At 61.2% G+C, this 13,769-nt stretch carries 13 protein-coding genes; 4 read left to right on the forward strand and 9 right to left on the reverse strand.

All coding sequences use genetic code 11. The features are described from left to right. Positions 1–64: 64 nt before the first annotated feature. The 5 genes from typA to NCHU2750_RS17400 all read right to left on the reverse strand — a co-directional run bounded on the left by typA (position 65) and on the right by NCHU2750_RS17400 (position 7,999). Positions 65–1,885, reverse strand: a complete 1,821-nt coding sequence (typA, locus tag NCHU2750_RS17380) for a translational GTPase TypA (RefSeq protein WP_119941647.1) — start codon at positions 1,883–1,885, stop codon at positions 65–67. Between the two features lie 123 nt (positions 1,886–2,008). Further along, a complete protein-coding gene (locus NCHU2750_RS17385; protein WP_119941648.1) occupies positions 2,009–3,688 on the reverse strand; it encodes an ABC transporter permease in 1,680 nt (559 codons plus the stop codon). A gap of 23 nt (positions 3,689–3,711) precedes the next feature. Then, positions 3,712–4,671: an ABC transporter substrate-binding protein gene (locus NCHU2750_RS17390; protein ID WP_119941649.1), complete on the reverse strand. Its 960-nt coding sequence runs from the start codon at positions 4,669–4,671 to the stop codon at positions 3,712–3,714. A gap of 28 nt (positions 4,672–4,699) precedes the next feature. Beyond that, a complete protein-coding gene (locus NCHU2750_RS17395; RefSeq protein WP_119941650.1) occupies positions 4,700–5,794 on the reverse strand; it encodes an ABC transporter ATP-binding protein in 1,095 nt (364 codons plus the stop codon). A gap of 117 nt (positions 5,795–5,911) precedes the next feature. Continuing rightward, positions 5,912–7,999 (reverse strand): M3 family metallopeptidase, encoded by a 2,088-nt coding sequence (locus tag NCHU2750_RS17400; protein WP_162939670.1) that lies wholly within the window; start codon positions 7,997–7,999, stop codon positions 5,912–5,914. A gap of 210 nt (positions 8,000–8,209) precedes the next feature. Between NCHU2750_RS17400 and NCHU2750_RS17405 the strand changes: the two genes are divergently transcribed. Beyond that, positions 8,210–8,719 (forward strand): MarR family winged helix-turn-helix transcriptional regulator, encoded by a 510-nt coding sequence (locus NCHU2750_RS17405; protein ID WP_119941652.1) that lies wholly within the window; start codon positions 8,210–8,212, stop codon positions 8,717–8,719. A 22-nt stretch (positions 8,720–8,741) separates the two neighbouring features. Continuing rightward, complete coding sequence (locus NCHU2750_RS17410; RefSeq protein ID WP_119943476.1) at positions 8,742–9,917, forward strand: multidrug effflux MFS transporter; 1,176 nt, start codon at positions 8,742–8,744, stop codon at positions 9,915–9,917. A gap of 74 nt (positions 9,918–9,991) precedes the next feature. Here NCHU2750_RS17410 and NCHU2750_RS17415 read toward each other — a convergent pair whose 3' ends face one another. The 3 genes from NCHU2750_RS17415 to NCHU2750_RS17425 form a co-directional block, all read right to left on the reverse strand. After that, positions 9,992–11,215, reverse strand: coding sequence for an argininosuccinate synthase (locus NCHU2750_RS17415; protein WP_119941653.1), 1,224 nt, complete (start codon positions 11,213–11,215; stop codon positions 9,992–9,994). Between the two features lie 116 nt (positions 11,216–11,331). Beyond that, positions 11,332–11,673 carry a type II toxin-antitoxin system RelE/ParE family toxin gene (locus NCHU2750_RS17420; RefSeq protein ID WP_245480275.1) on the reverse strand — a complete coding sequence of 114 codons (342 nt, stop codon included), beginning with the start codon at positions 11,671–11,673 and terminating at the stop codon, positions 11,332–11,334. Beyond that, positions 11,624–11,872, reverse strand: a complete 249-nt coding sequence (locus NCHU2750_RS17425) for a type II toxin-antitoxin system ParD family antitoxin (protein WP_119941655.1) — start codon at positions 11,870–11,872, stop codon at positions 11,624–11,626. Before NCHU2750_RS17425 ends, NCHU2750_RS17420 begins: the two co-directional genes overlap by 50 nt. Before the next feature lie 102 nt (positions 11,873–11,974). Between NCHU2750_RS17425 and NCHU2750_RS17430 the strand changes: the two genes are divergently transcribed. Both NCHU2750_RS17430 and NCHU2750_RS17435 read left to right on the forward strand, forming a co-directional pair. After that, complete coding sequence (locus tag NCHU2750_RS17430; RefSeq protein WP_119941656.1) at positions 11,975–12,832, forward strand: SDR family NAD(P)-dependent oxidoreductase; 858 nt, start codon at positions 11,975–11,977, stop codon at positions 12,830–12,832. Positions 12,833–12,904: 72 nt separating this feature from the next. Next, positions 12,905–13,546, forward strand: coding sequence for a LysE family translocator (locus NCHU2750_RS17435; protein ID WP_119941657.1), 642 nt, complete (start codon positions 12,905–12,907; stop codon positions 13,544–13,546). On the opposite strand, the gene NCHU2750_RS31180 is transcribed toward NCHU2750_RS17435, so the two are convergent. Further along, a complete protein-coding gene (locus NCHU2750_RS31180) occupies positions 13,547–13,678 on the reverse strand; it encodes a hypothetical protein (protein ID WP_256377691.1) in 132 nt (43 codons plus the stop codon). Positions 13,679–13,769: the final 91 nt, after the last annotated feature.

Genomic DNA, 13,769 nt, shown 5'->3' on the forward strand with positions numbered 1-13,769 from the left:
AAAGGACGCAGAAAAAAGCCCCGCTGGTTAGGCGGGGCTTTTTAAGAAGAAATGCGGATCTCGCTTAGAGAGCAGCCTTCGACTTGTCGAAGCGCTTGCGGTCGTTGGCGTCGAGATAGATCTTGCGCAGACGGATCGACTTCGGCGTCACTTCCATCAGTTCGTCGTCCTGGATCCAGGACAGCGCGCGGTCGAGCGTCATGCGGATCGGCGGGGTCAGGCGAACGGCTTCGTCCTTGCCGGCCGAACGGATGTTCGTCAGCTGCTTGCCCTTGAGAACGTTGACTTCGAGGTCGTTGTCACGGGTGTGGATGCCGATGATCATGCCCATGTAAACCTTGTCGCCCGGCTCGATGATCATCGGGCCGCGGTCTTCCAGGTTGAACATGGCGTAAGCAACCGCTTCACCGGCCTGGTTGGAGAGCAGAACGCCGTTGGTACGACCCGAGATCTCACCCTTGTAAGGCTGGTAGTCGTGGAACAGGCGGTTCATGATCGCCGTACCGCGCGTATCGGTCAGAAGTTCCGACTGGTAGCCGATCAGGCCGCGGGTCGGAGCCAGGAACTTGAGGCGAACGCGGCTGCCGCCCGAAGGACGCAGTTCGGTCATCTCTGCCTTGCGCTCGGACATTTTCTGCACGACGACGCCGGAATGCTCTTCATCGACGTCGATGACGACTTCTTCGATCGGCTCCATGGTGACGCCGTTCTCGTCCTTGTGCATGACGACGCGCGGACGCGAAACGGCAAGCTCGAAGCCTTCGCGGCGCATGGTTTCGATCAGAACGGCGAGCTGAAGTTCGCCACGGCCCGAAACGTAGAACGAATCCTTGCCTTCGGCTTCTTCGATCTTCAGCGCGACGTTGCCTTCGGCTTCCTTGAACAGGCGGTCACGGATGACGCGGCTGGTAACCTTGTCGCCTTCGGTGCCGGCCAGCGGGCTATCGTTGACGATGAAGGACATGGTGACGGTCGGCGGGTCGATCGGCTGGGCCTGCATGGCTTCGGTGACCGAAGGATCGCAGAACGTGTCGGCAACGGTGCCCTTGGAGAGACCGGCGATGGCGACGATGTCACCGGCAACGGCTTCTTCGATCGGCTGACGCTCGATACCACGGAATGCGAGGATCTTGGAGATACGGCCGGTTTCGACCGTCTTGCCATCTTGGCTCAGAACCTTGACGGCCTGGTTCGGCTTGATCGAGCCGGAAGCAACGCGACCGGTGATGATGCGGCCGAGGAACGGGTTGGCTTCGAGAAGCGTACCGATCATGCGGAACGGACCTTCTTCGACCTTCGGCTCCGGAACGTGCTTCAGCACGAGATCGAGCAGCGGTGCCAGACCTTCGTCCTTCGGGCCTTCCGGGTTGAAGTTCATCCAGCCATCGCGACCGGAACCGTAAAGGATCGGGAAGTCGAGCTGTTCGTCGGTAGCGTCGAGGTTTGCGAACAGGTCGAAGACTTCGTTGATGACTTCTTCGTGGCGGCCGTCCGGACGGTCGATCTTGTTGATCGCAACGATCGGGCGAAGACCAACCTTGAGAGCCTTGCCGACGACGAACTTCGTCTGCGGCATCGGGCCTTCCGACGAGTCGACCAGAACGATCGCGCCGTCCACCATCGAGAGAATGCGCTCGACTTCGCCGCCGAAGTCGGCGTGGCCGGGGGTGTCGACGATGTTGACGCGAACACCCTTCCACTCGACCGACGTCGCCTTGGCGAGAATGGTGATGCCGCGTTCCTTTTCGAGGTCGTTCGAGTCCATCACGCGTTCTGCAACGCGCTGGTTCTCGCGGAACGAGCCCGACTGTTTCAGGAGTTCGTCAACGAGCGTCGTTTTGCCATGGTCAACGTGCGCGATGATCGCGATGTTGCGAAGTGCCATATTCGGGGTTCTCTGAAGTTGGGGCGCAACAATCACGGGGCCACGCCAATTTCGTTGGCGCGCTCATACCCCGTTTTTTGCAAATGCGAAAGGGGGGCCAAGCGCAACGGTTGAATCCATGGCCTATTCGGCGACGAGACCGCTCCTCCTCAGCAACGCGAGAAGCACAAGCGGAAGCAATGTGGTGATCAGGATGGCGATGAAGGCCATCGCCATGCCGAGCCCGATCGCCCCCTGTTCGAATTGTCGCCAGATGAAGGTGGCGATCGTCTGCATGCCGACCGGCGCGATGACGACGGAAGCGACCAGCTCACGCGAGGCGAGCGCGAAGACGAGCAGCATTGCGGAGGCAAGGCTCGGAAAGACGAGCGGCAGCAGGATGCGGCGGAAGGCGGTGACGCTGGAAGCACCGAAGACGCGGGCCGCCGCTTCGAGATTGTCGCCGATCTGCTGGAAGGCCGCCGTCGAATAGCGCATCGTCTGCGGCAGCAGGATGCAGCAATAGGCAAGCAGCAGGATGAAGCCGGTATTATAGGGCGTCACGGGCAGAAAGGGCATGTTCCAGGCGAGGATCAGGCCGACGGCGACAACGATACCCGGCAGCGCATTCGGGATGATCGTCAACACATCGATCGCCAGTCTTCCCCGGATTTTCGTCTTCACCACCGTATAGGCGGCGGTTACTCCGATCAGGCCGGTGATGAGAGCCGTACCGATACCGAGCGAAAAGCTGTTGGCAAGCGCACCGAGCGCGCCGGCGCTGTTGCCGCACACCGAGATGAAATTGTCGAAACTCATATTGCCGAGCGCCAGACCACCGGAAATCGTCCGCGACATGGCCGTCGCCAGGATAGACAGGAGCGGCACGCCGGTCGCAAGGAACGAGACGATGATGAAGGCCATCAATACCGGCCACTTCATGGCGCCAAGCGGCCGCTTGTCCTTGGCCATCGGCTTGCCGCTCACCGTTTGGTAGGAGCGTCGCGACAATATCCAGCGCTGGCCGAGAAAGGCGACCAGCGACAGACCGACCAGCAACAGCGACATGATCGAGGCGCCCGGAAGATCGATCGGCCAGTCGGTAATCCTGAGATCGATGCCGGTGACGAGAACCTGGAAGCCGGCCCGGCGCCCGAGTGCTGCAGGCGTGCCATATTCCTCGATTGCCGCGGCAAAGACCAGCATCAGGCTGGCGGCAAGCCCCGGTGCGGAAAGCGGCAGTGTGATCCGCCAGAAGGCGCTGGCAGGCGTCGCGCCGAACACCCGGCCGACATCCGCATAGCGTGCGCCCACCGCTTCCACAGTGCGCGACACGGCGAAGTAGACGACCGGAAACGTGTTGAACGCCATCACCAGCGTCATGCCGGCAAGCGAGAACAGGAAGGGCGCCAGATTGAAGCCGAGCAATTGCTGCAGATAACCGCGCGGCTGCAACGTCATGATCCAGCCCAGCGTGGCGATATAGGGCGGGATCATGAACGGCACGAGCAGCAAGACATCGAACAGTGCCGCCCCCGGCACGCGATAGAGCGCCCGGAACACGCCGAGCGGCACGGCCACAACCGCCGACACCAGCACGACGCAGAATCCGAGCAGGATCGTATTGCCGGCCATGCCGATCAGCGCGCTGTCATAAAGCGTTGCGGCGAAAGAGGAGAAAGGGCCCGAGAACGAGCCCTGTCCGAGATTGGGGAAGATGCCCTGCAGGACGACGGCAATGAAGGGAACGGCGACGACGAGAACCAGTCCCGCGATCGCCAGCCAGGCGGCCGGAGCCGACCCGCCGATGGAATGTCCCTTCATCGACCTATCCCCCGAGCCAAGGCTTACTTGCCGCCGAAGATCTTGGTGATCTCGGCCAGCGTTTCCTTGCGCTTGCCGTAGACGGCAGCGGTATCGTATTTCAGCAGCTTCAGATCGGAGATCAGCGCGCGGTCTGCCGGGATATCGGTACGGGCCGGCATCAGCATCTGTGCGGCGACCATCTTCTGGCCTTCGTCGGACAGCATGTAGTCGACGAACTTCTTGGCCTCGTCCTGATGCTTCGACCAGTTGAGGATCATCGCCGGGCGAGGCGCGATCACCGTGCCGGAAGCCGGGAAGATCACGTCGATGGTCTCACCCTTCTTCTTGGCGGCAAGCGTGATGTAGTCGACGGCACCGAAAACGGCAGCCTTGGCGCCCTGCAGCACCGGGTTCAGCGCATCTGCATTGGCACCGGCAATGACCGCCCCATTGGCCTGCAGATCCTTGAACAGCTTGAAGTCATCCTGGCCGGCCAGCGCCGCCGTCAGCTCGAAGGACGAGCCGGACTGGGCCGGGTCCGGGATATTGACCATGTCCTTGTATTCCGGCTTGGTCAGGTCAGCCCATTCGGACGGCTTCGGCGTGCCGCTCTTGGTGTTCCAGGCAATGCCGAGAGCCGAGATGCCCTGTGCGACGGCATAGTCGGACTTGAGGAAATCCGGAACCTTGGCAGCATTCGGGCTCGAATACTTGACGAGCCAGCCGCGCTTTTCGAAGTCGGTCGCAGTATCCCAGGAGGCCGAGATCAGCACGTCGACGACCGGGTTCGAGGCTTCCGCCTCGATACGCGCCATAACCTTGCCGGTCGTGGCTTGGAAGACGTTGACCTTGATGCCGGTTTCCTTGGTGAACCCTTCCGACATCTTGTCGATCAGGCTCTGCGGGCCAGCGGTGTAAACGGTGATGTCGGCATGCGCGACACCGGCCATGAGAACGGCGGCAACGGCACCGAGTGTAATGCTCTTCAACGACTTGAACATGTCCCAAAGCTCCCTGTTGGGTGAATGTTTATTGAGGTGAATGATCCAGATTTTCGAACCAGCGGATATGGTCGGTATCGATGGCAAGCCCGACCGCATCACCGGGCTTGAGCTTGTTGCGGCTGAGAACCTGCAGCTCGACGTCACGCACGCCGACCGGCGTAACGGTCGCCAGATGCCCGTCGCCGCGGAATTGCGAGCGCAGCACGGTCGCCGCCAGACGACCGGGCCGGATCTCGCCTACGGTGAGCGCAGCAACCGGGATCAACACGCGCGCCGTATCGGAAGCACCGGACGGCGCGCCGACCAGCGCAACATCGCTACCCTTGAACAGCCAGGCCTCATCGCGGCGCTGAAGATCGGCAATCCCTCCGAGGCGCAGGAAGTCGGCAACTTCGGGCGTTGCGGGGCGGGCGATCAATTCATCCGGGCTTGCAAGCTGTTCGATCAACCCGCCGCGCATGACGGCCACCTGATCGGCAAGCGTCAGCGCTTCCGAGTGATCATGGGTAACGTAGATTGCGGTGAGACCGAGGGAGGTGATCAGCTCGGCAAGCTCGCCCACCATGTTTTCGCGCAATTCGCGGTCGAGATTGGACAGCGGCTCATCGAAAAGGATAAGCTGCGGCTCGGCAACGATGGCGCGGGCAATCGCCACGCGCTGCTGTTGGCCACCGGAAAGGTCACTCGGACGACGGCCGGCATAGGCGGCAAGCCCGACCTTTTCGAGCGCTGCAAGCGTCCGGCGCTCGCGTTCCGCGCGACCGACGCCGCGCATTTCGAGTGGAAAAGAAACATTGCCTCCGACCGTCATATGCGGCCAGAGCGCATAGTCCTGAAAGACCATGCCGAGATTGCGCTTCTCAGGCGGCGCAAAGACCGAGGTCGCGGCATCCGCAACCACCTGCCCCGCGATCGAAACCGAACCCTTGCTCGGTGCCAGCAGGCCGGCGACCAGCCGCAGCAGCGTGGTCTTGCCGCATCCGGAGGGGCCGAGCAGCGCCAACGTCTGCCCCTGGCCAAGCGCCACATCGATACCTTTCAGCACCGGGGTTGCACCGTAATGCAGCTCCAGTCCGGCCGTCGATACGGCAGCGTCTCGTGGCGATGTGGCAATTGTCATGGGAACCGGCGTCGGGAGAAGGTGATGCCGGTTCCCTTATTGAGGCTTCATGACAGCTGCGTTACAGTTTTGCGACAACCATGTGACAGCTCTTCAACCAAGGGGTTTGCCCGATGGTCAGGCGTCGCTGCCGGCAAGCTCCACCACCATGGCAAGACCCTTCTTCTTCAGCATTGCTTCGGGATCCGGCAGCTTGCCGCGGAAGGCCTTGTAGGTGACTTCCGGATCGATCGCGCCGCCGACCGAATAGATATTGTTTTTGAGCTTGCGCGCCATGACTGGATCGAACGCGTTGCCGACTTCCTCGAAGGCTGCGAACGCGTCCGCATCCAGCACTTCCGACCACATGTATGAATAATAGCCGGCGGCATAGCCGTCACCGGAGAACACATGCTGGAAATGCGGGGTCGCGTGGCGCATCACGATCGACGCCGGCATTTTCAGCTCCGCCAGGACTTCGGCCTGCACCGCCATCGGATCCTCGACCTTGTCACGCGTATGAAACGCCATGTCGACCAGCGCCGAGGAGGTGAATTCGACCGTGGCAAAGCCGGCATTGAAGGTACGCGCCGCCAGAACCTTGTCGAGCAGTTCCTTCGGCATCGGCTTGCCGGTCTCATAGTGGACGGCGTATTTTTCCAGAATTTCAGGGACCGTCAGCCAGTGTTCGTAAAGCTGCGACGGCAGTTCGACGAAATCGCGCGAGACGCCCGTGCCGGAGACCGATGGATAGGTCACGTCCGACAGCATGCCATGCAGCGCGTGGCCAAACTCGTGGAACAGCGTTCGCGCATCATCGAGCGACAGGAGCGCCGGCTTGCCTGCAGCCGGCTTTGCAAAATTGCAGACATTGTAGATGATCGGCAGCTCGCCCTCGGCACCATTCTTCAGCGTCAGCTTGTGCTGCGACTGGAAGGAACTCATCCACGCGCCCGAGCGCTTGGATGAACGGGCAAAATAATCGCCAAGGAAAACCGCCTTCAGTGTACCCGTCTCGTCACGCAGTTCGAACACGCGAACATCCGGATGATAGGCGGCGACGCCCTTCACTTCGGTGATCGTCACGCCGAAAAGCCGATGCGCAACATCGAAGCAGGCCTCGATGATCTTTTCCAATTGCAGATATGGCTTGAGCTCGGATTCGGAGAAGGAGAACATCCGCTCGCGCAGCTTCTCCGCATAATAACGCCAGTCCCAGGGCATGACCGGATGGTTCTTGCCCTCCTCGGCGATGAGCTTGCCAAGACTTGCTTCTTCCTCCAGCACCTTGGAACGCGCCTTGTCCCAGACCTTGCGCAGCAGCTCGTTCACATGCTCGGCGGTCTTGGCCATCGTGTTGTCGAGCTTCAGCGCGGCAAAGTTTTCATAGCCGAGAAGTTTCGCCCTTTCGGCCCTCAGCGCCAGCGTCTCGCCGACAATGCCGAGATTGTCACGCGCCCCGCCATTGGCACCGCGGGCGACCCAGGCATTGAATGCCTGTTCGCGCAGGTCGCGTCGCGCCGAGAAGGTGAGGAACGGCTCGATGATCGAGCGCGACAGGGTGACCGCATAGCCGCCGTCCTCGCCGCGGTCCTTCGCGGCCGCCGCCATCGCATCCCGCAGGAACGTCGGCAGGCCTTCGAGATCGGCCTCATCGGAAATCTTCAGCGACCAGTCCTTCTCGTCCCCGAGCACGTTCTGGCCAAACTGGGCACCAAGACCGGCGAGCTTTTCGCCGATCGCCGAAAGCCGGTCCTGTTCTGGCTTTGCGAGCTTGGCACCCGACTTGACGAAGCCCTTCCAATGCCGCTCCAGCACCCGCTCCTGCTCAAGGCTGAGATCGAGTTCGGCGCGCCTGTCCCACAGCCTGTCGATGCGGGCAAAGAGATCCGGGTTGGTGCCGATCTTTGAATAGTGCCGCGACATTTTCGGCGCCACCTCGCGCTCCAAAGCCTGGATCGTCTCGTTCGTATGGGCGCCGGCCTTGCCCCAGAACAGCGCCGAGACCCGCGACAGCGCGTCGCCGGCAATCTCCAGCGCCACCACGGTATTTTCGAATGTCGGCGCTTCCGGATTGGCGGCGATCGCTTCTATCTCCGCTTCATGTTCTGCAAGTGCCGCATCGAAGGCGAGGGCGAAATCCTCGTCCTTGACGAGGTCGAAGCGCGGCAGGCCTTGATGTCCGCTCCACTCCACGAGTGCGCGATTGACAGGAGCTTGGGCCATCAGGGAAATCCTTCTGCAATTCGAAATACGATGTCTGTTCTACAGGATAGGTTGTCGGAGGAACGGATCAAGCCCGCCGATGTTCTTCATCGACAATCATCGTGATCCTTTGGCGCTGCAAGGCCTGCATCACGCACTCGTGGCGCTCGTGCCGGGCGCACCGGCCGCTTTTCCGTTTGCGTGGATGCGGAAAGATAGTAAGGCAGACTTATGACCGTGGCCGCCAAGATTTCCGACGATGCGACGCAGAACGATCTTCCGGGCGACATCCTGGGCTTGTTGATCGTCGATACCGCACGCCTGCTGCGTGCCGCCTTCGAAAATCGCATCAACGGCATGGGCCTCGGATTGACGCCCGGCGAGGCGAGAGCGCTGCTCCACATCGCCGACCACGCCGGCAGCCGACAGCTCGACATCGCCTCGCGCATGGGTGTCGAACCGATGACGCTCTGCACCTATCTCGATAAACTGCAGGCACAGGGGCTGATCGAGCGCCACAAATGCTCCGCCGACCGACGGGCCAAGCGCATCGCCTTGACGCCGGCTTCCGACGACATGGTCCGCCGGGTCAGGCAGGAACTGCACGGTCTTCTCGATGAGGCAACCTCGGGAATGACCGGGGAGCAGCGGCGGATACTCGAAACCTCGCTCGCCATGGTCAACAGGAACCTGCAGGAAGCCTGCCTTCCGAGCCAATCGGCTGTCAATGACCGCATCTGATACTGCCGAACGACCACCGGTCATGAGCGAAACGCGCACGACGGTGCTCGGAGGCATGCTGACGGCCATCGGCCCTGTATCGATGGCGGTCTATACGCCGGCCATGCCCGATCTCGTGCGTGCTTTCGGCACCACGGAAGCCGCCATCAAGCTCAGTCTGTCGCTTTATTTCGGCGGCTTTGCCATCGCCCAGCTTCTGGCAGGCCCGGTTTCCGACGCCTTCGGCCGCCGCGCCGCCTCGATCGGTTTTCTCCTCATCTACCTTCTCGGATCGCTCATCGCCGCGTTGGCAATCGACGTCGACTGGATCCTTGCCGGTCGCCTTGTCCAGGGCATCGGTGCGTCGGTGGGCGTCACCGTCGCCCGCGCCGCCGTCCGCGATCAGTTTACCGGCGCCCAGGCCGCGCGGATCATGAACATGATCGGCATCACCCTTGCCGTCGGGCCAGCGCTTGGGCCGACGATCGGCGGGCTGGCGCTTTCGGCATTCGGCTGGCAATCGATCTTTCTCCTGATGGTCGCCTTTGGCGGTATTCTTCTTGCAGGCTGCGTTTTCTTTCTCAAGGAGACCGCCGTTGCGGATCGCTCGCGGCTGAAACCGAAAACCCTGTTACGCACCTATGCGGCCTTGCTGACGGATCTCCGTTTCCTTCTGCCATCGCTGGTTCTCGGGGGCTCCGTCGGGGCGCTCTATGCGCAGGGCACGATGTTGCCCTTCGTCATGATCGATGTCGTCGGCCTGACACCGACCGAGTTCGGCATGGGCATGCTGGTACAGACGGGATCCTACCTCGCAGGCTCGATAGCCCTCAGGCTGATGTCCGGCCGCATCTCGGGCTCGCAGGCCGTCACGCTCGGGATCTGCTTCTGCGGTGTCGGCGGCGGCCTGATGTTCCTGTCGGTCCATCTGATCGATCCGCATTTCGTCTCGATCATGGGCCCCGTCGGCATCTGCACCTTCGGGATTGCCCTGCTGACACCGCATGTCGTGACCGCCGGACTGGCGTCATTCCCGAAGGTCGCGGGCTCCGCCTCGGCACTGATGGGCTTCATCCAGATGGGTGGCGGCTTTGCCGGCGGCCTTGTCGCGGCGGCCTTCGCCACCCCGCTCAAATCCTTTGGCACGATCATCCCGGCCATGGAATTCATCGCCGTCGCCAGCTATCTCGCCCATCGCTTCGTCAGCAAGCGCCAATAAATCGGCAGATGCCACGAAAAAGGCCCCGCCGCTGAACGGCGAGGCCTCGAAAAACACGGCGACGGAGACGCCGGTTACTTCACCTGGTTACGCTTGGCGAGCGTGCGCAGGCGCAGCGCATTGAGCTTGATGAAGCCCGCAGCGTCCTTCTGGTCATAGGCGCCCTGGTCGTCCTCGAAGGTGACCAGCTTGTCGGAATAGAGCGACTTGGCCGACTCGCGGCCGATGACCATGACATTGCCCTTATAGAGCTTCAGCGTCACTTCGCCTTCGACATGTTCCTGGCTCTTGTCGATCAGGGCCTGCAGCATTTCGCGCTCCGGCGAGAACCAGAAGCCGTAATAGATCAGCTCCGCATATTTCGGCATCAGCTCATCCTTGAGGTGAGCAGCGCCGCGGTCGAGCGTGATTGATTCGATCGCACGGTGGGCTGCGAGCAGGATCGTGCCGCCGGGGGTCTCGTAGACGCCGCGCGACTTCATGCCGACATAGCGGTTCTCGACGAGATCGAGACGGCCGATGCCGTTGTCGCGACCATAATTGTTGAGCTGGGCAAGCAGGGTCGCCGGCGACATGGCGACGCCGTTGATCGACACGGCATCACCCTTGGCAAAGCCGATCTTGATCGTGGTGGCCTGGTCGGGCGCGGCTTCCGGAGAAATGGTGCGCATATGCACATATTCCGGAGCCTCGACTGCCGGATCTTCCAGAACCTTGCCCTCGGAAGACGAGTGCAACAGGTTGGCGTCGACCGAGAACGGCGCTTCGCCCTTCTTGTCCTTGGCAACCGGGATCTGGTTCTGCTCGGCAAAGTTCAGAAGGTCGGTACGGCTCTTGAAAGCCCAGTCGCGCCAGGGAGCGATGACCTTGATGTCGGGGTTCAGCGCATAGGCGGAAAGCTCGAAACGGACTTGGTCGTTGCCCTTGCCGGTCGCGCCATGGGCGATCGCGTCGGCACCGGTCTTCTTGGCAATCTCGATCAGGTGCTTGGAGATCAGCGGGCGGGCGATCGACGTGCCGAGCAGGTAAACGCCTTCATAGACAGCGTTGGCACGGAACATCGGGAAGACGAAATCGCGGACGAACTCTTCGCGGACGTCCTCGATATAAATCTCCTTGATGCCGAGCATCTCGGCCTTCTTGCGTGCCGGCTCCAGTTCTTCACCCTGGCCGAGATCGGCCGTGAAGGTGACGACTTCTGCATTAAGCTCGGTCTGCAGCCATTTCAGGATGATCGAGGTATCGAGACCGCCGGAATAGGCGAGAACGACCTTCTTTACGTCTTTCGGGAGTGCCATGTCGAAAATGTCCGTCTGCGGTGGTGAGCGATCCCTGGTCGGGACCGGCGTGTCGGGAATGGCGGCACTTTTAGCGAGTTTCTGGGGCCACGCAAGGAAAACCCAAAATATCGGCGTCAGAGATGACGCCGCAGATTCATCCGCTGATGCAGGATGCGGACGACGATGATGTGCGGGATGGTTTCGCGGTAGATGATTTTATGGGAGCCGGAGGTGAGGCTGAAATATCCGAGGCGGATTTCGTCGATCGGCTTGCCACGTCTTCCGCCACGGGCCAGTGCTTCCATGCCCGATATCAGATCGCGATAGTAGTCGTCCGCTTGGATGATCGACCACCTATCCCGGGTATAGAGCCAGATATCGGCCAGATCGCGTCTCGCTCTTGGAGAAAGAATGTAAATGCCCGGTTTAGCGGCCATGGTTACGATGCAATTCAGCAAGAAACGCTTCTGGATCAAGTGGCTGTGGCTCACCGGACGCCTCGCCCTCGTCGATGGCTGCCCGGATGGCCTCGATCGAGGCTTCCTCGCTCTCCATCAACAGCCGCAAGGCCTCCTCGATCACGTCGCTTTCGGAAGCATAGCGCCCGTCATCGACCTGCCTTTTCACGAAGGCCGTCATTTCCTCGTCCATGCTGATCGATAGGATCTCGCCCATCACGTCGCTCCGTTAAACTCCTCGTCATGTTGACGGGATATCGAAACCTACCATATCCGGCTGCACGCTTAAACCGCAGCCTCTGAAGAGGAGATCCGCCCCATGATCACCGGACACCCCGCCCTGAAAAAGCACAATGTCGCCGTTGTTACCGGCGCTGCCTCCGGCATAGGCCTTGCCGCCGCCAGGCAGTTTGCCCGTCTAGGACTTTGCGTCGTGCTGGCCGATCTTGAAGGTGATCGCCTCGTCGAGGCCGCACGCGAGGTCGCCGCACTTGCCGAGGATGGCGACCACGACGTCGTGGCGATCGGCACGGATGTGTCGAAACCAGAGGAGATTGCGGCACTGGAGCGCGCCGTCGTCCAGCGTTTCGGCCGTGTGCACGTGCTGATGAACAATGCCGGCATTCAGCCGGGCAGCAGCATTTTCGGCCCTCAGGCAAATTGGGAGAGCGTGCTGGCCGTCAACCTCATGGGCGTCGTCAATGGCAGCCGCACCTTCGGCCCGGCCATGATCGCCCATGGCGAGCCTGCATTGATCATCAATACCGGCTCCAAGCAAGGCATTACCACGCCTCCGGGAGACCCCGCCTACAATGTCTCCAAGGCCGGCGTAAAAGCCTTCACCGAGGCATTGCAGCACGAATTGCGCAATATCGAAGGCTGCAAGGTCTCGGCGCATCTGCTGATCCCCGGCTTCGTCTTCACGCCTCTTGCCGCAGGTGGCCGGACGGAAAAGCCCGCTGGCGCCTGGACCTCGGATCAAACCGCCGATTTCATGCTGAAAAGCCTTGAGCGCGGCGATTTCTACATCCTCTGCCCCGACAACGACGTCGACCGCGCCACCGACGAACGCCGCATGGCCTGGGCGATTGGCGATATCATCGAAAACAGGCCGCCGCTGTCGCGCTGGCATCCCGACTTCGCCGATGCATCAAGGAAATTCATCAGTGGCAGCTGATTGATTCATTTGGCTGGAGGCCGAAGGCCGGATAAACAGGCAGCCAGATTATCCGGCTTTTCGAGGTCCGCCATGGAATTTCTGCCGAGCCCCGCCGCCTTGCTTGCCTTCACGGCAGCCGGCCTGCTTCTGTCGATCACGCCGGGGCCGGACATGACCCTGTCGATCAACCGGGCCATCAGCGAAGGGCGCAGGCCAGCGCTGTTCGTGGTCTTCGGCACCAATATCGGCGTCGTCTGCCACACGCTTCTGGTCGCCTTCGGCATTTCGGCACTGATTACCGCGTCACCGACCGCCTTCTTCATCCTGAAGACCGGCGGTGCCGCCTATCTGCTCTGGCTGGCGATCCAGGCGATCCGTTTCGGCTCGAGCCTGTCGGTGGAGAAAGTCGAACGCCCGGCAACAAGCGCGCTTGCCAGCATGTCGCTCGGTTTCTGGGTCAATATCCTGAACCCGAAGATCATTATCTTCTTCATGACCTTCCTGCCGCAATTCGTCTCGGCGCAGGATCCGCATGTCACCGGCAAGCTGATCTTCTTCGGAATCTATTTCATCGCCATCGGCATGCCGCTCAACGTCATCGTCGTGCTCGCCGCCGACAGGCTCTCGGTCTGGCTGCAGGCCAATCCAAGGATCCTGCGCGGCATCGATTACACCTTTGCCGGCGTCTTCTCCGTCTTTGCCGCGAAGATCTTCTTCACCCAGGCGCGATGATTAGCGGGAGGAATGCTTCTTTTCGGCGTCACGGCGATCGTGACGCGTGACGTAGAGCATGATGCCGGCAATGATCAGCGCACCGACGGGCGCGATCATGAATGTCAGGAACTGCGCCAACTCATTTGTCATCTTCAAGGCCTTTCAAAATACGCCTCGCCACGAAATGTAATGCGACAGAGATGAAAACGCAAATCATGATGGTGGGCGCAATAACCGGCCA

It is taken from the genome of Neorhizobium sp. NCHU2750 (assembly GCF_003597675.1).
GTDB lineage: Bacteria > Pseudomonadota > Alphaproteobacteria > Rhizobiales > Rhizobiaceae > Neorhizobium.